General features: G+C 70.4%; 16 protein-coding genes. 9 read left to right on the plus strand and 7 right to left on the minus strand.

All coding sequences use genetic code 11. From position 1 onward, the window contains the following. Positions 1 to 53 precede the first annotated feature (53 nt). The 3 genes from G4Z16_RS31705 to G4Z16_RS31715 are packed head-to-tail and all read left to right on the plus strand — an operon-like array spanning position 54 to position 3,628. The gene (locus tag G4Z16_RS31705) at positions 54 to 1,430 is read left to right on the plus strand and encodes an MFS transporter (RefSeq protein ID WP_197353992.1); all 1,377 of its coding nucleotides are present in this window, start codon (positions 54 to 56) and stop codon (positions 1,428 to 1,430) included. Next, positions 1,427 to 2,845, plus strand: coding sequence for an amidohydrolase (locus tag G4Z16_RS31710; RefSeq protein ID WP_197353993.1), 1,419 nt, complete (start codon positions 1,427 to 1,429; stop codon positions 2,843 to 2,845). The genes G4Z16_RS31705 and G4Z16_RS31710 overlap by 4 nt, the downstream gene beginning before the upstream one ends. 3 nt (positions 2,846 to 2,848) lie before the next feature. Next, entirely contained in the window at positions 2,849 to 3,628 is a 780-nt protein-coding gene (locus G4Z16_RS31715; RefSeq protein WP_197353994.1) for an SDR family NAD(P)-dependent oxidoreductase, read from the plus strand. A gap of 395 nt (positions 3,629 to 4,023) precedes the next feature. Here G4Z16_RS31715 and G4Z16_RS31720 read toward each other — a convergent pair whose 3' ends face one another. Then, entirely contained in the window at positions 4,024 to 4,836 is an 813-nt protein-coding gene (locus tag G4Z16_RS31720; protein ID WP_425508138.1) for an EamA family transporter, read from the minus strand. Positions 4,837 to 4,991: 155 nt separating this feature from the next. Here G4Z16_RS31720 and G4Z16_RS31725 point away from each other — a divergent pair, with 155 nt between their 5' ends. The 4 genes from G4Z16_RS31725 to G4Z16_RS31740 all read left to right on the plus strand — a co-directional run bounded on the left by G4Z16_RS31725 (position 4,992) and on the right by G4Z16_RS31740 (position 10,409). Next, positions 4,992 to 5,846, plus strand: coding sequence for a LysR family transcriptional regulator (locus tag G4Z16_RS31725; RefSeq protein WP_197353996.1), 855 nt, complete (start codon positions 4,992 to 4,994; stop codon positions 5,844 to 5,846). 173 nt (positions 5,847 to 6,019) lie between these two features. Further along, on the plus strand, positions 6,020 to 8,713 hold the full coding sequence (locus G4Z16_RS31730) for an alpha/beta fold hydrolase (RefSeq protein ID WP_197353997.1): 2,694 nt from the start codon (positions 6,020 to 6,022) through the stop codon (positions 8,711 to 8,713). Further along, the gene (locus tag G4Z16_RS31735) at positions 8,710 to 9,579 is read left to right on the plus strand and encodes an ABC transporter permease (protein ID WP_197353998.1); all 870 of its coding nucleotides are present in this window, start codon (positions 8,710 to 8,712) and stop codon (positions 9,577 to 9,579) included. Before G4Z16_RS31730 ends, G4Z16_RS31735 begins: the two co-directional genes overlap by 4 nt. A gap of 149 nt (positions 9,580 to 9,728) precedes the next feature. Then, positions 9,729 to 10,409, plus strand: coding sequence for a GOLPH3/VPS74 family protein (locus G4Z16_RS31740; protein ID WP_246531176.1), 681 nt, complete (start codon positions 9,729 to 9,731; stop codon positions 10,407 to 10,409). A gap of 145 nt (positions 10,410 to 10,554) precedes the next feature. Here G4Z16_RS31740 and G4Z16_RS31745 read toward each other — a convergent pair whose 3' ends face one another. Next, the gene (locus G4Z16_RS31745) at positions 10,555 to 11,397 is read right to left on the minus strand and encodes a LysR family transcriptional regulator (RefSeq protein ID WP_197354000.1); all 843 of its coding nucleotides are present in this window, start codon (positions 11,395 to 11,397) and stop codon (positions 10,555 to 10,557) included. Between the two features lie 72 nt (positions 11,398 to 11,469). Between G4Z16_RS31745 and G4Z16_RS31750 the strand changes: the two genes are divergently transcribed. Next, positions 11,470 to 12,756, plus strand: coding sequence for an MFS transporter (locus tag G4Z16_RS31750; RefSeq protein WP_197354001.1), 1,287 nt, complete (start codon positions 11,470 to 11,472; stop codon positions 12,754 to 12,756). 163 nt (positions 12,757 to 12,919) lie between these two features. After that, entirely contained in the window at positions 12,920 to 13,648 is a 729-nt protein-coding gene (locus tag G4Z16_RS31755) for a type 1 glutamine amidotransferase (RefSeq protein ID WP_246531177.1), read from the plus strand. Positions 13,649 to 13,722: 74 nt separating this feature from the next. Here G4Z16_RS31755 and G4Z16_RS31760 read toward each other — a convergent pair whose 3' ends face one another. The 5 genes from G4Z16_RS31760 to G4Z16_RS31780 all read right to left on the minus strand — a co-directional run bounded on the left by G4Z16_RS31760 (position 13,723) and on the right by G4Z16_RS31780 (position 20,857). Then, complete coding sequence (locus tag G4Z16_RS31760) at positions 13,723 to 18,078, minus strand: cation-translocating P-type ATPase (protein ID WP_343070926.1); 4,356 nt, start codon at positions 18,076 to 18,078, stop codon at positions 13,723 to 13,725. 361 nt (positions 18,079 to 18,439) lie between these two features. Continuing rightward, positions 18,440 to 18,877 carry a hypothetical protein gene (locus G4Z16_RS31765; protein ID WP_197354003.1) on the minus strand — a complete coding sequence of 146 codons (438 nt, stop codon included), beginning with the start codon at positions 18,875 to 18,877 and terminating at the stop codon, positions 18,440 to 18,442. Positions 18,878 to 19,312: 435 nt separating this feature from the next. Beyond that, positions 19,313 to 20,239 carry a DUF4429 domain-containing protein gene (locus G4Z16_RS31770; protein WP_197354004.1) on the minus strand — a complete coding sequence of 309 codons (927 nt, stop codon included), beginning with the start codon at positions 20,237 to 20,239 and terminating at the stop codon, positions 19,313 to 19,315. Between the two features lie 60 nt (positions 20,240 to 20,299). After that, the gene (locus G4Z16_RS33385; protein WP_425508139.1) at positions 20,300 to 20,506 is read right to left on the minus strand and encodes an iron chelate uptake ABC transporter family permease subunit; all 207 of its coding nucleotides are present in this window, start codon (positions 20,504 to 20,506) and stop codon (positions 20,300 to 20,302) included. 18 nt (positions 20,507 to 20,524) lie between these two features. Next, positions 20,525 to 20,857, minus strand: coding sequence for an ArsR/SmtB family transcription factor (locus G4Z16_RS31780; protein WP_197354005.1), 333 nt, complete (start codon positions 20,855 to 20,857; stop codon positions 20,525 to 20,527). Positions 20,858 to 20,948 lie beyond the last annotated feature (91 nt).

Here is a 20,948-nt window from a genome sequence, read left to right on the forward strand (position 1 = left end):
TCCGGTGCCCACGCCGGGTGGTGGTCTCCCGACGCGCTGCATGGAGGCGAAGGATGGAACTGGAGACGGAGAACACGAAGGGCGCCGACAACTTCCGTGATGCCGCTGACACGGGAAGGACGACCGGCACGGCCCGGCGCCCGCCCGCGTCGAGAGTGGCCCAGGTGACCGTCGTCGTGCTGTTCCTCGCCTGGCTGGTCGACTACATCGACCGTCTGGTCATCACCGTCGCGCTGCCGGAGATCGGCGACGAGTTCTCCCTCGGCGAGACCGAACAGGGCCTGGTGCTCACCGCGTTCTTCATCACGTACGCGCTCTTCCAGATACCCGGCGGAATCCTGGCGGACAGCTGGGGCGCCAAGCGCACCATGCTGGTGGCGGCCGCCGGATGGAGCGTGTTCACGGCGGCCTGCGGGCTGGCTCGCGGGCTCGGCTCGATGCTGGCGTTGCGCGGTCTCTTCGGTGTCCTGCAGGGCATCTTCCCCGCGGCGTCGATCAAGGCGATCAGTGAACGCACCACGCGCAGGCAGCGGTTGACCGCGAACGGAGCCATGTCCGCCTCGAACCCGTTCGGGGCCGCGATCGCCCCGATGGTCGCCGCACCCCTGGTGGCGGCGTTCGGCTGGCGCGGCGCGTTCTTCGCCGTGGCGGTGCTGGGCGCCGGGATGGTCTTCGTCCTGTGGAAGGGCCTGCCGCCCGCCCTCACCAGGAAGGACGAGGAGACGGGGACGGACGGCGACGCCCCGCCCGCGGAGGCGGCGGCTCCGGTGCAGGTGCCCGTGCGGGACGCGTTGCGGCTGCTGCGCTCGTCGGTGATGTGGCGCTTCACGCTGATGTTCTGCGGCTTCAACATCATCGGCTGGGGGCTCGTCTCCTGGGTGCCGACGTTCCTTCGTGAGAGCAAGGGCGTGTCCCTGACCGGTGCGGGCGTGCTCGCGGGAATCCCGTGGTTCGCCGCGGCCGTCAGCATGGTGCTCGGAGGCTGGGTGTTCGACCGCTACCTGCGCGGGAACCATCGCAGGGTCGTCATCCCCGTCATGCTGATCACGGCAGTGCTGCTGATCTTCATGGTGCGGGCGGAGACCGCCGCGGAGTTCATCCTCTGGGAGACGGCCGGCACGTTGGTGATGTACCTCGCGTACATGCAGATCTTCGGGCTTCCACTGCGCATGCTGCCTGCCGAATACGCGGGCGTGGGCGGCGGCATGGTCAACTTCGGCGGCCAGCTGGCCGGCGCGGTCTCCCCGTTCGTGATGGGGTTCCTCGCCGAGCACTTCTCCTTCGAAGTCGCCTTCTCCTTCCTGGTCTTCGGCGCGGGACTGGCCGTCATCGGCGCACTCATCACTCCGCAGACGACGGAGAGCTTCCGCCGCGGACTCGGACGGCATCTCGGTGCGCCCTCCAATAGCGTTGCCGGGGAGCCGGGTTGAGCACCGCCGGGCAGGTCACCGAGGTCAAGCGTGCGGTGCGCGAAGCCGTCGAACGCTCCCGTGACCGCGTCCTGGAGATCAGCGCGGACGTGCAGCGTCACCCGGAGACCGGGTTCAGGGAGGAGCGGAGCGCGGCGCTTGTGGCCGACTGGTTCACCGGCATGGAGCTGCCCTTCGAGCGCGGGCTGTCCCGTACCGGGGTCAAGGCGCGCATGACCGGTGGCGGCAGCGGACCGACCGTCGCGGTCCTGGGCGAACTCGACGCGCTGCTGCTGCCGTCCCACCCGCTCGCCGATCCCGGCACCGGCGCGGCGCACGCCTGCGGCCACCACGCCCAGATCGCCTCGATGGTGGGCGCGGCGGCCGGTCTCGCCGCGGTACAGGAGCAACTCGACGGCGACGTGGTCTTCTTCGCCGTACCCGCCGAGGAGAGCACGGAACTGGCATGGCGGCGCGAGCTCGTACGGGCCGGTGAACTCCGCCACCTCGTCGGCAAGGCCGACCTCATCGCGCGCGGCGCCTTCGACGACATCGACATGGCGATGCTCTGCCACACGGCGGGCGAGGGTGCTCCACGTCTGTCCGTGGGCGACAGCCACAACGGCTCGGTGGTCAAGCAGGTCCTCTTCCAGGGGCGGGCCAGCCACGCCGGTGCGTCCCCGTGGCGTGGCGTGAACGCGCTCAAGTCGGCGACCCTCGCGCTCGCCGCGATCGACGCGCAGCGCGACACCTTCCGTGACGAGGACGCGGTACGCGTCAACGCGGTGCTGCCGCAGGGTGGTTCGGCGCCGACCGCCGTGCCCGACCGCGTGGAGATGGAGGTCGTCATCCGAGCCCGCACGGTCGGCGCCCTGCGGGAGGCATGCGCGGCAGTGGACCGCGCGGTGCGCGCCGGAGCGGTCGCGCTGGGGACGACGGCCACGACCGAGACCACCCTCAACTACCTTCCGCACCACCAGGATCCGGAGCTGGTGGAACTGTGCCGGGCGAACGCGGAGACCTTGTTCGGGCCGGAGAAGGTCGTCAGGGGCTGGCACCGCGGCGCCTCGACCGACATGGGCGACCTGGGCGAAGTGATGCCCGTACTACACCCGTTCACGGCCGGAGCGGTAGGTGACGCGCACAGCCCCGACTACCAGGTCACCGACCACGTCACGGCAGCCCTCGAACCGGCCGTCCTGCTCGCCTGGTGCGTGGTCGACCTGCTGGTCGACGGTGCCGCGGAGGCGCGCCGCATCATGGACGCCGCCGGCCGGACTGACGAGGACGGCCGGGGGCGACAGGACCGCACCGCGGCACAAGTCCGCGACGACTACGCGGCGTTGAGGGGACGCTTCGACGCCTCGTACACATTCGACGGAGCTGACACAGGGGCCGGCGGCGACGCCGGACGTGTGCGGAGAGGCGAGGACTGAACGATGACGGGACCAGCGGTGGTGGAGAGCCCCCGAGCCCTGGTCACCGGCGCGGCCGGTGGCATCGGCGCCGCGATCGCACGGCGGTTGCACCGCGATGGCGCTCGCGTCGTCCTCGCTGATCAGCGCCAGGACCGACTGGCGGACGTGGCTGCACAGTTGGGACCGCCCGAGGAGGTGGCGCCGCTCGCCGTGGACCTCAGGGACAGGGAGTCCCTGCCGGGCTTCGTCGACGCCGCCCGTGAGGTGTGGTCAGGGCTGGACATCCTGGTCAATGCCGCCGGGCTGTACCCCAGCACGCCCCTTCTCGACATGGCGGACGACTCCTGGGACACAGTGCTGGACGTCAACCTCTCCGCCGTCTTCTCGCTCTCCCGTTCCTTCGCGCAGCGGCTCGTCGAGGAAGGGCGCGGCGGTCACATCGTCAACATCAGCTCCGGGGCGTCCACCAGGGCGCGCCGTGGCGCCGCACACTACTGCGTCTCGAAGGCCGGCCTGGACATGCTGACGAAGGCATTCGCGCTGGAGATGGCCCAGCACGAGATCAGCGTCAACGCGGTCTCGCCCGGATTCATCGAAGTGAGCAGCGAGGTCAATCCGCTCGGTGCCGACTACGTGCGCTCCATCCGCGGTGGACAGCCCTGGCCCCGCGCGGGCACGCCCGAGGACGTCGCCGGGGCGGTGGCGTTCCTGTGCGGCCCCGACGCGGGCTGGATCACTGGAGCGTCCCTGAGCGTGGACGGTGGCGCCGGAACGGGCAACGCGGCGCTGCCGCTGAGTTGAGGACCGGCGCCAGGCAGTCGGGCTGGCCGCTCACCGGGCCCGTGCTTCTCCCTGCTCCCGAGGCGGCGAGCCCGCCCCGGCAGTTGCTGTCGGCGGTTGGCCGGCGATCCATCTCAGTGCTGGACGGCGCGTTGGGCGGAACGCCACGGCAGCAATGATCAGCAGCAGCCACAACGACCACGCGACCAGCGGGTCGGCGGTGGGGGAGAGGAACATGACGACGACCGCACTCCGACGGGCACGCCGAGATGGTGGCGCTGGGCCTCGGAGCCCCGGCCGACCCCGACCGGATCCAGCGAATCGGCGCAGAAGGCCGCCCCGTCGGGGAATTCGACGGCACCATGCTCAAGCCCGATGTGACCCTCAGCGCCCAGGCAGCCTGGGAGCAGACCCGGTCACCTGCGCGAGGTGACGATGCTGAGCGTGTTGGCCGCGACGATGGCGCCGATGCCGGCGCTCTCGCTCCACCCGAGCTGCTGTCCGAGGACGATCCAGCCCGTCACGGCGGCGAGCACGGGGTTGATGCTCATGAAGAGCCCGAACGCCTGGGCCGGTACGCGGCGCAAGCTGAAGAGGTCCGCGAGGTACGGCACGGCTGAGGAGAGCACGCCGGCGGCGACGGCGTAGCTGACGGCGCCCGTGGTCGGCGGCTGCCGCAGGACCAGGATGATACCGACGGGGAGGAAGACCAGGCCCGAGAGCGCAGCGGCGGCTGCCGACCCTTGTGCTCCGGGTACGCGCCGGCCGACGGTGCGGTTGAGCAGGATGTAGGACGCCCAGCAGACGGCCGCCAGCAATCCCAGCCCCATCCCCAGGTAATCGGTGGAGGGCTGCGGACGCATCAAGGTGACGACACCGGCAGCGGCGATGAGCGCGCAGCATGCGTCGATCCGGCGGCGCGAAGCAGCCAGGGCGATGCTGAGCGGACCGAGGAATTCGAGAGTCACCGCCAGCCCGAGGCCGATGTGGTCGATGGCGCTGTACAGGGACAGGTTCATCGACCCGAACGCCAGGCCCAGCAGCAGTACGGGCCACCACTGGCGCCAGGTGAAGACGCTCAGACGCGGGCGAGACAGGGACATCAGGGCGATCGCGGCGACGTACTGACGTACCGCTACGACGCCCGCGGGCCCGATGACCGGGAAGGCAAGGGACCCGATGGCCGCGCCGACCTGGTTGGACACACCGCTGCCGACCATCGCGACCACGCCTGCGTTCCGGTCCGGCCTGGAGGCCCCAGACGACGGCGTCCTTCCATGACCGGGTACCGCTGACCGCTCTGGCGCTGCTTGCATGCGCCGATCGTGCGCCGTCCCGCTGCTTGCTCAAAATGCATCTGGAGACCCACCTATACGCTGAAGTCATGGATGCCGATCTGCGGCAGCTGCGCTGCCTCGTCGCGATCGTCGATGAGGGCACCTTCACCGATGCCGCCATCGCCCTCGGGATCTCCCAAGCAGCGGCCTCCCGCACGCTGGCCTCGCTCGAACGAGCCCTCGGTGTGCGGCTGTTGCGCCGGACCTCCCGCGAAGTCACCCCCACCGGCACCGGGTTGCGTGTGGTGGCACAGGCACGGCGCGTCCTCGCCGACATGGATGACCTGTACCGGACGGCCACCTCCGGGGACGCGCACCTGCGGATCGGCTACGCCTGGTCGGCACTCGGCCGGCACACGACCGCCTTCCAGCGCCGCTGGGCCGCCCAGCACCCGGAGACCGACCTGCAACTCGTCCGCGCCAACACGGCCACCGCCGGACTGGCGGAAGGGACGTGCGACCTCGCCGTGATACGCCGACCGGTGGACGACCGTCGCTTCGACTCGGCCATCGTCGGGCTGGAACGCCGCTACTGCGCCATGGCCGCCGACGACCCCCTGGCCACACGCCGCTCACTCCGGCTCTCCGACATCAGCGGACACACCATGCTGATCGACCGCCGGACGGGCACCACCACGCCCGAGCTGTGGCCACCGGAATCCGGGCCGGCGACGAAGGAGACGCACGACGTCGACGACTGGCTCACCGTGATCGCCGCCGGCCGCAGTGTCGGGGTCACGGCGGAGTCCACCGCCAACCAGTACCAGCGGCCCGGCATCGTCTACCGGCCCGTCCGCGACGCCGAACCCATCGCCGTACGTCTCACCTGGTGGCGGGGCGATCCGCACCCCGCAACACAGGCCGCCATCGAGATGCTCACCGCCCTCTACCGCACAGGCTGAGCCGGCATCGCCGGTCCGGGCAGGCTGTCGCGGAGGTGCCGGGCGGCGATGAGCCGGGGCCGGGCCGTACCCCGTCAGTTGTACGCGGGCGGGTGACCATACGCCCCCGAGCGCAACCAGGGATCCACCTGAAGGCCCCCGAAACACAGGATCCGTGCTTCTAGGGTTCCAGCATGGACCTGCGAAAGAGCGGTGGGAGCCGGCCGGCTCAACTGTCAGCCCGACTGCGCGGCACGGTGCGCGGCGGCTCGAGACGGTTGTTCGTCGTGGCTGCCGCTGTTGTCACGCTCGCCGGGGCAGGCACGTGGAGCGCGCTGGCGTCCGACGGACAGCCGCCGGTCCACCGGGCAGACCGCACCCTTGATATGCCGGGCGCGCAGATCGACACCTCGTACTTCACCTCGGGCTCCCGGTCCGGGAAGCGGCCCGCAGTGCTCCTCGGCCACGGATTCGGCAGCAGCAAGGACGCCGTGCGTGCCCACGCGCAGCAGCTGGCCCGGGAGGGATATGCCGTCCTGACCTGGTCGGCCCGGGGTTTCGGAGCCTCAACCGGCCAGATAGGCCTCAATGACCCGGAGCATGAGGTCGCGGACGTCTCCCGCCTCATCGACTGGCTGGCCGAGCGCCCCGAAGTGCGGCTCGACGAGACCGGCGACCCGCGGGTCGGCGTGGCCGGCGCCTCCTACGGTGGCGCGATCGCACTGCTCGCGGCCGGCCACGACGAGCGGGTCGACGCCATCGCGCCGCGGATGACGTACTGGAACCTGGCTGACGCGCTGTTCCCGGACGGGGTTTTCAAGAAGCTCTGGGCCGGCGTCTTCTTCGGCTCCGGCTCTCCCCGGGGTGGCTGTGGCCGCTTCGAGACGGACGTGTGCGAGATGTACGAGCGGGTGGCGGTGAGCGGCAAGCCGGACGCCGCCGCCCGTGAACTGCTCGCAGCGCGCAGCCCCTCCGCCGTCGGGGACCGGATCAAGGTGCCCACGCTGATCGCCCAGGGCCAGTCCGACTCCCTCTTCCCCCTCGGCCAGGCAGATGCCATGGCCAAGGCGATCCGCGCCAACGGAGCACCCGTTTCCGTCGACTGGTTCGCGGGCGGACACGATGGCGGCGACCTGGAGACGGCCCGCCTCGACACCCGTACGACGGCCTGGTTCGACCGCTATCTGAAGGGCGAGAAGGGCGTGGAGGCGGGTCCGGCCTTCCGCGTCACCGAGGCCGGGGGGATGGACTCCACGGACGGGACGCTCCAGACACGCGGCGCCACCGGCACCGCCTACCCCGGGCTGAACAACGGTGCCCGCACGGTCGCCCTCGACACCGCGCAGAGGTCCTTCAACAACCCGCCGGGCGCAGGACCACCCTCGATCTCCGCCATCCCCAGCCTCAGCAGCGGTCTCTCGCAGCTGTCCTCCCTCGGCGTCGGCGGTCTGAACATCGACTTCCCCGGCCAGCACGCACGCTTCGACTCCCGGCCGCTGAAGAGTTCCCTGCGCATCACCGGCTCGCCCACCGTCACGGTGCGGGTCAAGTCCGAGAGTGCCGACGACGCCGTGCTCTTCGCGAAGGTGTACGACGTCGGGCGGGACGGCAGCCAGAGACTGCCTTCGCAGCTTGTCTCGCCCATCAGGGTCGCCGACGCCCAGAAGGGCCGGAACGTCCAGCTCCGCCTGCCCGCCGTGAACCACGAGGTCGAGGCGGGCCACCGGCTGCGGCTCGTGCTCGCCACCACCGACCTCGGCTATGCGTCTCCCGCCGAGCCGAGTACGTACACCGCCACGGTGGAGAGCGAACTGAGCGTTCCCACCGCGCGCGGTGTCACCGCCGAGGCCGCCCCGCTGCCCGCCTGGGTCTGGGGTCTTCCCCTCGCCGGCGCCGCCGTCGCCGCGGTCCTGCTGGTGAGCGGCAGGCGCCGCACCTCGGCCCCGGCTCCCGACCCGAAGCTTGCAGAAGTGCCTCTGGAGATCACCGGGCTGACGAAGCGCTATTCGAAGTCCGCCGACCGGTACGCCGTACGCGACCTGTCCTTCCGCGTCGAGAAGGGCCAAGTGCTCGGTCTTCTCGGCCCCAACGGCGCGGGCAAGACCACTGTCCTCCGCATGCTGATGGGCCTGATCAGGCCCGACGACGGCGAGACCCGGATCTACGGGCACGCCGTACGGCCGGGCGCGCCGGTGCTCTCCCGGGTGGGTGCCTTCGTCGAGGGTCCGGGCTTCCTCCCGCATCTGTCCGGGCGGGCCAACCTGGAGCTGTACTGGGCCGCGACCGCCCGTCCCGCCGCAGACGCCCACATCGACGAAGTCCTGGAGATCGCCGGCCTCGGGGAGGCGCTCCAACGCGCAGTGCGCACCTACTCCCAGGGCATGCGGCAGCGCCTCGCCATCGCCCAGGCCATGCTCGGCCTGCCCGATCTGCTGATCCTCGACGAGCCGACCAACGGACTCGACCCGCCGCAGATCCGCGAGATGCGGGACGTCATGATCCGGTACGCCGCCCAGGGCCGCACCGTGATCGTTTCCTCGCACCTCCTGGCCGAGGTCGAGCAGACCTGCACCCACCTTGTGGTCATGGACAGAGGCCGACTGGTGCAGGCGGGGGCGGTCGCGGAGATCACGGGCTCCGGCGAGACGCTGCTGATCGGCATCGACGGCCCGCCCCCGTCGGACGCCGTGGTGGGGAAGGTGGCCGGACTGCCGGGCGTCATCTCCGCCGCGCGGGCTGACGAAGGCCTGCTGGTACGGCTGGGCGGCACGAGCCCGTCCCGGTTGCTGGCGGAACTGGTCGGGATGGAGATCCCGGTGAACGGCCTCGGCCCGCACCGTCGCCTCGAGGACGCTTTCCTCACTCTGATCGAAGGAGAGACCTCGTGACCGGCCAGTTGGATACCGCGTCCGGCTTCCGTGCAGGCCGCACCCTCCCCTTCGGTGTGGAAGCAGTACGACAGCTGCGCCGCCGCCGCACCGCGGTGGTTGCGGTGATCCTGACCGTCCTCCCCTTCGTCCTGGTGGCGGCCTTCGCCATCGGCGGGGGCGACGACGATGGTGGGGGAGGAGGGCAGGAGCAACGGATCAACCTGATGGACACCGCCACCGCCTCCGGGCTCAACTTCGCCTCATCGGCGCTGTTCCTCTCGGCCGGATTCTTGCTCGTCATCCCCGTGGCACTGTTCTTCGGAGACACCGTGGCCTCGGAAGCGGGATGGTCGTCACTGCGCTATCTGCTCGCCGCGCCCGTGCCCCGCGCACGGCTGCTGTGGAGCAAGTTCGCGGTTGCGCTGACCTTCAGCCTGGCCGCGATCGTGCTGCTCCCCCTGATCTCCCTGGCCGTTGGCACGGTCGCATACGGCTGGCACCCGCTGCAGAGCCCGACGGGCAGCTCGGTTCCCGCCACGGATGCCTTGTTGAGACTCGCCCTCGCCGTCGCATTCGTCTTCGTTTCCCAACTGGTCACGGCAGGGCTGGCGTTCTGGCTCTCCACCATCACGGACGCACCGCTGGGCGCGGTCGGCGGAGCGGTCGGGCTGACCATCGTCGGCAATCTGCTGGACGCGGTCGAAGCCCTCGGCTCCTGGCGGGAGTTCCTGCCCGCGCACTGGCAGTACGCGTGGGCGGACGCGATACAGCCCCAGCTGGAGTGGACAGGGATGATCAAGGGGACTTCCGTGTCGGTGGCCTACGCCCTCGTGCTGTTCGCCCTCGCGTTCCGGGGGTTCGGCCGGAAGGACGTGGTTTCCTGAACCGCCTCAGGGGACCGAACTCGTCGGCTGCGCAGGCGCATTCGGTGCGCCGAGGTCCGGGGGGTCAGGGGCTCCTCAGCCTTCACGCCCGGCCGCGCATGAAAGTTCGCGCATCGGAGATACGGCCCGCACAAGGAAGAGGAGGCGAAGTGGAGAGCGAAACACTGATCGTCGAGGACGTGATGCTCCTGATGCTCGACGACGAGACGGGAGTCGTCGCGGGAGCTGCCACGCTGCAATACACCCTCGGCGGCGCTGTGCTCGTCGAACTCGCACTCCGCGGCATGCTCGAGACCGGACGGGGACAGGCGGGGGAGAACGGCCCCGAGGTCGTGGCCGCCGGGGGTGGTGAGCTCTCGGACCCCCTGCTTCGGACTGCCTACGAGAAGATCTCTGCGCGCAAGCCCAAGGACATCCAGACCCTCCTCCTCGAGATCGGGGACGGCCTTCAGGAGCCCGTAGTCGACCGGCTCGTCGAGCGCGGTCTCATTCGCCGCGAGAGCAAGCGGGTGCTGGGGTTGTTCCGCACGACCACGTTGCCCGCCGGGGACCCACGGCACGAGGCAGAGCTGAGGCGGAAGGTCCGCGCCGTACTGGAGGGCAGAGCACGTCCCGACCCGCGCACCGCAGCACTGATCGCACTGCTGTCATCGAGCGGCACCCTTCAGACTCTGCGTCCCGCCCTTCCACAGACAGCGGAAGTCCTCAAGCGCGCCAAGGAGATCGAGAACGGCAACTGGGCGGCCTCGGCCGTGAACACAGCGGTGACCCGAACCGCCGCGGCGATCGCCGCATCGACTGTCACGATCGTGCTCACCACGGTCCTGTAGTAACGCGCCCCGGTTGCGCAGGCCGAGGCGTCGATGTGGACGACTTCTCATCTCGGCGACGCCGAGCAGTTGGGCACGTGCGCGTGCGCAACGCGCCGTCACCGAGGGCGACTTCGGCGTTCGCCCTCGCCGAACACCGCGGATCTCAGATCGTGCGTCGCAGCGCGGTCTCCACGGCATCGATCAGCGGATCACCTTCGGTCCGTGGGTGCCGTGCGAGTCCGAGTTCGACGTCGGGCAGGGTTGGCAGGGCGTCCGCGTCGTGGCAGGCCATGGCCGGTTCGAGGTTCGCGGGCATGAGCGCCGCGACGCCGAGCCCGGCCCGTACCGCGGCGAGCACACCGACGAGGCTGTTGCTTTCGAACGCCACCCGCCAGTCCCGGTCGGCGCGTTGCAGTGCTTCCAGCACTGAAGTACGCCAGATGCACGGGTTCGAGAACAGCACCACCGGCAGCGGCTCGGCAGCCAGATCCACACCCTGGCCGACGGCCCAGACCAGCGGGCGGCGCACCGTCCAGCGCGGCGGGCCGGGAACGTCCAGCACGTGATCGAGTACGAGCTGGACGTTGCCGGCGTCGTAGGCGCCCCGCATTTCAGCGCTGGACAAGTCGAGCACTTCCAGCGTCGCGTCGGGGTGCAGCCGGGCGAGGTCCGCCAGGGCCTGTGAAAGCTGGGACGCGGCGAGGTCTTCGAGCAACCCGACACGGCAGTGGCCGGTGAGCGCGCGCCCAGCTTCGGTGAGTGCCTGCGCACACAACGAGAGAATGCGCTCGGCGTACGGCAGCAGCTCCTCACCCGCCCGTGTCGGCGAGACGCCGGACGGCGACCGGTGGAGCAGCGGACGGCCGACCGCGCTCTCGAGTTTCCGCAGCTGCTGGCTGAGCGCGGGCTGGGTCTGCCCGAGCGCGGTCGCGGCGCGGCTGATGCTGCCGGCGCGCACGGCGGTGACGAACGACCGAAGCAACGGGGTCTCAAGCTCCCTGGCCATAAATATTCATTATGCCAGCTCCAGCAAATTTGCCGCTTCCTATGACGCCCGCGACGATCTAGCGTCACGCAGGTGACCAGATACCGACAGGTGCTCGCCGTGCCGGGGATGGCATCCCTGCTGGGAGTCTCGCTGCTCGCCCGTACCGCGATCACGTCTGCCGTGATCGCGCTGATGATGCACGTCGTGCTGGGTCTGGACATGAACTACGCGGCAGCGGGCGGTGTCGCGGCGACACTGACCACCGGGCTGGCGCTGGGCGGGCCGCTCCTCGGCCGCATGATCGACCGGCGGGGCCCGCGTACCGTGCTGTCGGTAACCGCCGTGGCGCAGGTCGTGTTCTGGCTGAGCGTACCGGCCCTGCCGTACGGAGCCCTGCTGGGCGCCGCCTTCGCCGCGGGTCTGCTGATGGTGCCGGCCCAGTCGGTGACCAGGCAGGCGATCGCCGCGATGACGACGGGGGGACAGCGCCGCGCCGCCTTCGCGCTGGAATCGGTGCAGGGCGAGCTGTCATACATGGTGGGCCCGCCGATCGTGATCCTCTGCGCGGCGAATACGTCCCCGGGCGTCGTGACATGGGGTGTCGGCGCCGCACTCGTGGTCGGCGGAGCCGGGATGGCCCTGCTCAACCCGTCGCTGCATGCCGAGGACGAGGGGGATGTGGCCGACCGCCCCCGTCGACGGGAATGGCTGGGCCCGCGCATGATCGCCGTGCTGGTGATGGCGTTCGGCACCACGATGCTGCTCAGCGGCACCGACCTGGCCATCGTCGCCACCCTCGAAGAAGCCGGCCAGGTCTCCTGGGCCGCCGTGGTCGTGGCAGCGTACGGCTTGGCATCCATCATCGGCGGGCTCGTGTACGGCGCGCTCTCCCGGCCGGTGCCGACGTGGCTGCCGCTCGGTCTGCTCGGGCTGGCGACCATTCCCGCCGGGCTGGCTCACCATTGGCTCTGGTTGTGCGTGGCCGCTGTCGGTGCAGGGTTGTTCGCCGCGCCGGCTCTTTCCGCGGTGGCCGATGCGGTCAGCCGGCTCGCGCCCGCCGGTGCGCGCGGCGAGGCGACAGGCCTGCAATCCTCGGCGCTGAGCGCCGGCTTCGCACTCGGTTCCCCGATCGTCGGGGGAGCGATCGACCTGTCCGTGCCGGCGGGCGGCTTCGCGGCGGCCGGATTGGCCGGCCTCGCCGCCGCGCTGACCGGATGCCTGCTGTCCCGTCGCTCGCCCGTCCGAACGCGGTCCCCCTCAGCGGGGAGCCCGCGCGGAGGGGAGAACACGGTCTTCCCCCAACACGGCGAGGACCGTCGCGCGGCGGCGATCCAGCCGCCTCACTGCCCGGTCAGCCCGTCATCGGACGTGGCGTGAACGCGAGTGTGACGTACGCGAGCCCAGCTCGTACGGACGGCCTCGTGGAGCGTTGGGTAGCGCTGCCGCTGTACGAGGTCGATCAGCCAACCTCGCAGCCACCGGATCACCGTAATCTGATGTGCGTCTGCAGATTGGGGCGAAGGCTGTGGGTGTAGTGGTCGTGGAGCATGCACGAGGCGAAGGCCCGTACACGCTCGGGGAGGCGCTGGCGGCCGCCGGGCTGCGGATGCGTCTGTGCCAGGTGTGGGCAGGGGATCCGGTGCCGGCGACTCTGACCGATGTCGATGCCCTGGTGGTGATGGGCGGAGCGCAGGCTGCCTACAGCGACGACGGCTTTCCCTCACGCCGCGCCGAACTGGAGCTGCTGCGCAAGGCGTTGGCCGCCGAAGTGCCGGTGCTCGGGATCTGCCTGGGGGCACAGATGCTTGCCCTGGCCGCGGGCGGCACGGCCCGGGTGGGGTCCGGGCTGCAACTGGGTTGGGGTGAAGTGGCGTTCAGCCCCGAGGCCGACGGCGATCCGCTGCTTTCGGGTACACCCGAGCGGCTACGGGTTCTGAGTTGGCACGGCGACACCATGGACCTGCCGGAGAAGGCGGTGCTGTTGGCCTCCTGCGATCGGTATCCGGTGCAGGCGTTCCGGATGGGAGGAGCAGCTTGGGGGCTGCAGTTTCACCTGGAGGTCGACGAGGCCGCAGTGGACGCGTTCATGGAGACGGCGACCCCGCAGGAGGTGGCCGCTGCTCCCCGTCTTCGGGAGGAGACGCCCGGTGAGTTGACGGTGCTGGCACCGCACCGGGACCGGGTGTTCGCACGGTTCGCGGCACTCGTGGCCGATCGGACCGAACTCACCGCCACCCGCACGTTCTTCACCCCGCGGGCCGATGCCTAGGAAACGCGGTTCGCCGCCGACTGCCCAAGGACGCCTGGGCAGTTGCCCACCTGGAGCTGAGTGCGAGAGCCGACTCACACCAGCCCCGATGACCTGCGGGTTCGAAGTCGGAGAAGGCTCAGTGGTGCAGAGCCGTCCCGAGTTGGCAGTACGGACCCCAGCCGTGAGGTGAGCTGTGAGAGCAACTGGTCGGCCTGGGGCACCAGTCGGGGCCCCACGGAGGAAGTCCCGATGGCAATGGCTACTCCGGTCCATGCCAGTGGGCCCAAGGGCGTGCACCCGAAGAAGCGACTGACGACGGGCACCTGGACGAGGGCCACGAGAACGGCGGCGGTGCTGATGACCGTGCCGAGGACCAGTGGGCTGTCACGGCGTCCGGCCACGGTCTGGGTGAGCTGGGAACCGATCACCCCGCACAGGGCCATGGTGCTGGTGCGCTGTGCCGATCCGGGGGTGAAGCTGCCGAACAGCCACGCCGCCGCCGCGCCGGCTCCGGTGATCAGGCCACGCTGGCGGATCTCGTGTGTGAGCGGCTCGCCCAGGTTGGCGAGACCTACGGAGTGCGTCTCGGCCAGGGCCTCCTCCGAAGCGGGGCCCCGGTCGTGAGGCGTGACCGCGATCGCCATGGCCGGGAACATGTCGGTGAGCAGGTTGACCAGGAGCAGCTGGCGCGCGGACAGCGGCGACGTACCGGAGAGCAGCGTGCCCAGCACGGAGAAGCCGACCTCACCCGCATTGCCGCCGAGCAGGATGCTGATGGCGTCGGCCACATTGCGCCACAGGGCCCGCCCCTCGGTGATGGCGTCGATGAGCACCGAGAGTTCGTTGTTGGTGATCACGAGGTCGGCAGCATTGCGTGCGGCCGCCGAACCGCGCGCGCCGATGCCGATCCCGACGTCGGCGGCCCGGATCGCGGCGGCGTCGTTCGCGCCGTCCCCGACCATGCCGACGACGCGTCCCGCCTCCCGGAGTGCCTCGACGACCTGGAGCTTCTGTTCGGGTGCGACGCGAGCGACAACGCCGCAGTCCTTGAGAATGCGCGCTCGCCCTGCCCGGTCGAGTGCTGCCAGGTCGTGGCCCGTGACCACTGTGACGTCGGAGGGCCAGCCGAGTGCGATCGCCATGCACCGGGCGGTCTGAGGATGGTCGCCGGTCAGCATGACGGGACGTACGCCGGCCTCGCTCAACCCGGACACGAGCGGGGCGGAACTGGCGCGTGGGGTGTCGGCCAGAGCTACGAACCCGATGAGTTCCAGCAGTTCGAGCGGCTTGTCCAGGACATCGGCCGCCTCGTTCACCCCGAGGGGCCGCTGGGCCACGGCGAGCAGCCGCAGACCCTGGGCGGCGAGGGCGTTTGCCATGTCGACTGCCGCCGGGTCCGTGTCGGGGCAGCAGGGCAGTACGACTTCCGGCGCGCCTTTGACCACGAGCTTTTCGTCGCCGTGCGCGCCTCTTCCGAGGGCGGCTGCGAACCCGCGACTCGATTCGAAGGGTTCGGCCTGCACAGTGGTCCATCCGGTCTCAGGCGGGGCGGCTGCCAGGACGGCCTCGTCGGTGGCATGGGCGTGGACACCCACCCGGTCCGCGGCAGCCGGGCACGCACGGGCGGCGATACGCAGGACCGCAAACGCCTCCGGGTCGGTCGCCTTGTGCTCATCGCCGCTCGCGGTGACGACACTGACCACCCGCAGCTTGTTCTCCGTGAGCGTCCCGGTCTTGTCGAAACAGACGGCGTTGACGCGGCCCAGCGCCTCCAGGCTGCGCGGCGTACGGACGAGGACACCGAGCCGGCTGAGGCGCCGCGCGGCGGCCATCTGTGCCACGGTCGCCACCAGGGGCATGCCCTCGGGCACGGCCGCCACCGCGACGGCCAGCCCTCCCTGGAGTGCCGAACGCATCGGACGTCCGCGCAACAAGGACAGGCCGGCGACGGCTGCACCGCCTGCGAGCGTGAAGGGCAGCACTCGCCTGGTCAGCCTGTGCAGTCGTGCCTGTACTCCTGCCGAGATGGGGACGCGGGCGGCGAGCGACGCGGCACGACCCGCTTCCGTCTGGTGGCCGGTACCCACCACTACGGCCCGCGCGGAGCCGGCCACCACGGTGGTGCCCTCGAAGACCATGCAGCTTCGGTCGGCGAGTGAGGCACCCGGAACGGCGGCCACGTTTTTCGGGGTCGGCAGGGACTCGCCGGTCAGCGAGGATTCGTCGACCTCGCACCCGTCGACCTCCAGCAGCCGCGCGTCTGCCGGGACCACGTCGTTGACGCGCAGGTCGATCACTTCGCCCTGCGCCAGGCGGGCGGCGTCCACGACGGACACCTCACCGGTCGACGGCTCGAGCCGACGGGCCATGGGCCGCTGCTCGGTGGCAAGCGCGAACAACGCCCTCTGCGCGCGCAGCCGTTGGACCCCGCCGACCAGGGCGTTCAACCCTACGGCGCCGATGACGAGGTAGGCATCGACCGGCGAACCGAGCAGTGCGGATGCGGTGGCTCCGACCACAAGCACGGGGGTGAACGGATCGTCGAGCTCAGCCCAGACGGCCCGCGCGAGCTGGACTCCCATCCGTACGGGCGCAAGCACCGGATACCTGGCCATGACTCGCGCGAGACGGCCGGCAAGATGCCGTGTCGCCGACCACCCCGTGGGCGCGGTTCGTGGCGCCTTTCGCAGCCGCGCCATGACCTCGTGCGGAGGCAGAGCATGCCAGGGCACTCGCGGTTCGGGCCGTGGCATGGTGCCTGCGGTCACGACCAGCGCGGCGGCCCAGCCCCACGTCAGCGATGCGGCGGTGGCGACGGTTACCGGACTGAGGCGGACTTCGAGGGAGGCGGGCGTCTCCGGGGACCGTGCCTCCCGGGTGAGGACCAGCAGCTCGGAGAGGGCGGCGCCCGCCTCTGCGAAGAACTTGCCCCACCCGCTGACCGCTCGGGACAGGGTCACTGCGGACAGCAACCGCCACACGCCTTCCAGCCCGTGCAGGGACAGCAGATCGGCGCCCCAGACGACGGCACTGCCCTCGTCGGCGACCGCGACGGCGATGTCGCCGTGGAGCAGCCCGTCGACGACGTCGCGAGCGGAAGGAGCCCGCTCCGGTTGTTCAGTCCGGCGGTCATGCGGGACTCGCGCCACGGTGAGGACCGTACGGCCCTCGTCCTGGAGAGCGGCGACGGTTCCGGCGAACGGGACCTCCCCTGACGTGAGTTGATCGGCCAGCGTGCCGAATTCACCGAGGCCGTCCTCGTCCACCACCACGACGTGCAGGCCGGCCCGGCGCGCCGCGTCCAGCGCCGCCTCGGCCATGGGCTCGACCTCCCAGCCGACCAGGACGGTGCCCACGTCCCTGCCGAGCACCGAGGCGATCATCAGCCCCGCCTCCGCCTTCGTCTCATCGGGCACCGGACGGAGTGTGAGGTGTGGCTCTCCAGGCGGCTTCGCCCCGGCCTCGGGAGCGCTGAGCGCCTCCATCGCCGTGTGCCACAACCGGGCATGGTCCCAGCCCGTCGTGTCGGGATGGACTTCGAGCACGGTGCGGCGGGCGCTGCGGAGCGCTCCGGAATGCAGCACCACGGTGTCCACCAGTTCCAGACGGCGGAGCCTCGCGGGATCGCCGACCAGCATGTCCTCTTGCGCGAGAGCAGCGGCGAGCGATGCGGTGAAGGCCGACGGGCCGAAGCGTGCGGCCTTGGGCACACCGGCCAGGACCGTCTCCGCCGCCTTGTCGAGGCTGCGGGTGAACAGGAGCGTGGCGAGGGCACCGCCCAGCATCCCGTTGACGGCCGTGTCCGAGTACGACTCGTCTGGGCAGGTCCGCAGCGCCGGACGCACGGTGGAGCCTCGCGTCACCGTCAGGCGGTCCGGAGCACAGAGCGTGTCGTGCGCTGTCTCGAAGGTCGCGAGCTGGGCGAGCGATCGCACCAATTGAGTGGCCCGCAGCGCGGCGTCGAGCAGCAGAGGCCCCGGTGACTGCGCGATCCCCAAGACTGCCGCCTGTGCTGCGCCCAGAAGCAGGTCGCTCGCGTCCGAGCCCAGCAGGCGGCCCAATGCCGCACGTACTCGCGAATCCTCACGCAGGAGGGAGACCGACGCCACAAGTGCTTCCGGCGCGCGTGCCGGAAGCACGGCCCGCGCCGCGACGACCGTGGCGATGCCTGCCGCGTCGCACGCGAGCGCGGCGATATTGACGCGCACGTTCCTGACGTCACCCGGGTGGCCATGCTCCGGCGTCCGTTCGCCGGTGTGTTCAAGCCCATGCTCGGCCGCGAGTTCGGATGCCTTGGCCGCCACACGCTCGCAGACCGCGTCCTCGGCGGCCTTGACGACCACGCATTCCAGGCCGCCATCCCAGTAGGCGAGCAGCACATCAGGGTGCTCGGCCAGTTCGACGGCCACCTTCTCGGCGGCGGTCTCGAGCCGTTCCGCGGTGGGCACCGGTGCGCCAGGGGGGTACCGCAGCCCAAGGTGCATCCGGGGTCCTGCGCGCCAGCTGCCGACGCGGGGCGTCATCGCGTCACGGGCGACTCTGCCGAGGTGCCCGGCGGACGCGCACACTTCCGTCGCACCGCTCACCGCTTCATGCGCACCGACGCTTACCAGCCTGCCCGTCAGGCGCGCTGCCGCGGCCGCCGGAGGCGTGATCCGGCGAGTGGTCCTGGCAGGCGCGGCCAAGACACTCCGGAGAAGTGAGTCAGCCACCTTCGGCAGCCCGGCGAGCAATCGAAGCAGCATTCCTCACCTTCGCGGGGATCCGGGCGGGCGTGGGGGAACGGTCGTAGCGTCGGGCAAGGAGGGCTCAGGCCTTCTTCCGCCCGCCGGCCTTTGCACGCGAGGCGCTCGTGGTCTTCTTCGCTGTGCGCTTGGCGGCTGTGCTCTTGGCGGCGGTGCTCTTGCTCGATCCCTTCTTCGCCGTCCTCGAGCCGTTGCCCGACCTGGACCTGGAGGCAGCTTGCTTCGTGGTCCGCTTCTGCGTCCGGGCCCCGTCCGTGGCCTCGCCATCCATGTCCGCAGGACGCGGTTGCGTCAGCCACACCGCCGCGGCGCCCGCCACAGCCACCGGCCACTCGATGACACCCGCCACGCCGAGGATCCCCGCCCCCGTGTACGCAGCGACGCGCCTGGCACGCGGCGAAACGATTCCGACGGTGTCCAGCATGTCGTCGAAGACCCCCCTGACACGCTCCGACCCAGGGACTCTCTCGGCAGCAGTCCTCATCGTTCGCATCGGATCCATGACCGTCTCCTGGACCTGCTGCTGCTTGCCATTCGAGCGGGTTGAACTGGAACGGTCAGGCATGGGAACTCTCCGTCCTCGAGAAGGGTGAGGTGTTGTTGAGAGGCGATAACACAGCTCACTCTTCGTACCCTTACCTGGACAAATGGGACCGGCAAGCCCGGCGCATCTTCATGCGGCCGAGCGAGGTACCCGGCGCCCACGCTCCGGCCTCGTCCCGCTGCTGGAGCCGCGCGCTGCCGTCGCCGTTGGCTGCGTCCCGGGAAGTGGGCGTACGAGCGCGGTGTGGTGCGGTACTGGGGGAGGAGCGGTGGGCTGGCGCTCGCCGCACTTACCGGGGCGGACGAGGGACGATGACGTCCTGACGCCGAGCGTGTGGTCGAGGTCCCTGCTCCGGTGGCAGGAGCCGGGTTCCGTGCTCGGTCGGGCCGGGTGTCAGAAGCGGTCGATCACCGCCTTCTTGGCGCCGGTGAATTCCTCGTCGGTGAGCACGCCGTCGCGGTGCAGTTCGCCGAGTTCGCGCAGGCGCCGCAGCAGCCGGTCGTGCTCCGCCGCGGTCGAGTCACCCGGCCTGTCCGCCGAGCCCCCGCTCCCGTCCTTGACGCGGTATGGGGGAAGCTCGTCCGCGACGGTTCCCACTGGCGGCTTCGCACCGGCCGGATGAGGCAGCCGGGCGGTCACCGCGGCGGCCAGCAGGACCGAGCCGCCCGTCTCGCGGGCCTGCCGAATTCCCCACAGCATCAGGCAGTTCGGGTCATGTTCCGGCTTGAGGACGGCGTGCCCGCCCTTCGGGCGGAAGCGCAGCGAGCCGTTCTCCCAGCCGATCGCGGGCGTCCACTCCACGCCGTCCAGTTCGTCAAGGGTGAAGATGCGCGGGCCTCTGTGCGACTTGCTCTCGTTGGCCATCCAGTTCCACTCCAGCTGGACGCGCTCGCCGTCGAACGAGGCGGTCCCGTCCGTGCCGCCCGCCGTCAGCGGAACGGCGGGCCCGGGCAGCAGATAGCGGTCGCTGGGCGTGTCCGGCACCTCGTCCAGCAGCAGCGTGCGGCGGAGTTCCTCCACGAAGTACTCGGCGACGCCGGCGCGGTCTTTCTCCACCGGCAGTTGGTACGGGTCCGATGCATCCGGCAGGCGCCCGCTCGCCACCTGTGCGAGCGGGTCGGCTCCCTCCCGTAGGCGCAACCGCAACCGGCCGCCCTTGCGGCCCGGCTCGTACGCGATGCCGGAGATCGCCGTGATCGGTACAGCCACCTCGCCCAGCACTTTGCGCAGCGGGTGCGTGTGCTTTTCCAGGGCAGGCACGATCCGCAGTGTCTCGCCGTCGAACGTCCACATTCCGGTGCGCTGGATGATCTCCGCCATGCGGTGATTATCCGACGCGCCTGGCCATGAGCATCCGCTGGACCGGGCAAAGCCACCGGTTCAACCCCAGGGTGAAGACCGCTGTCGCAACCGCGAACGCAGCTCCCGCGTGATTCCGAGGATTCCTGGATCGGCCAATGCGTTGCGAGTGACCGCCTGCATAATCGCGCCGGGTTCCGCGAGTGCTGCACCCTCGCCGTGCCCGATCACCGTGCGCGGCAACCCGGTTGGGCGATCAGCTCGGTGGCGTTGCCCGACCAGTTGCACCGAGGAGCTGATGGAGGATCAGGACTGACGCTCGTAGTTGGTGACGACAGCATCGATCAGGCCCGGGAAACGCGCCTCCAGGTCCTCCGTGCGCAGCGTGGTCCAGCGGCGATTGCCTTCCTCGCGCTGACGGATCACGCCTGCCTCGCGCAGGATCCGGAAGTGGTGGGTGAGCGTCGAGGGAGCGACGTCGACCGGGAACGTGCCGCAGGCGCGCTCCGGGTCCGCTCGCAGGGTTCGCACGATCGTCATCCGGGTCTGGTCGGACAGGGCATGCAGTACGTCGAGCAGGTCGAGTTCGCCGGTGTCGGGATGCACCAGCGATGCGCGGCGGCGCTGTGACCTGACCATTCGGCCCTCCTTCGAATTTCGACGTTCGTCGTAAGGCGATGCTAGCGTACATGTACGACGTACGTGGTACGTCGTACATCAAAGGAGGCTC

Source organism: Streptomyces bathyalis (genome assembly GCF_015910445.1).
In the GTDB taxonomy this organism is placed as follows: Bacteria; Actinomycetota; Actinomycetes; order Streptomycetales; family Streptomycetaceae; genus Streptomyces; species Streptomyces bathyalis.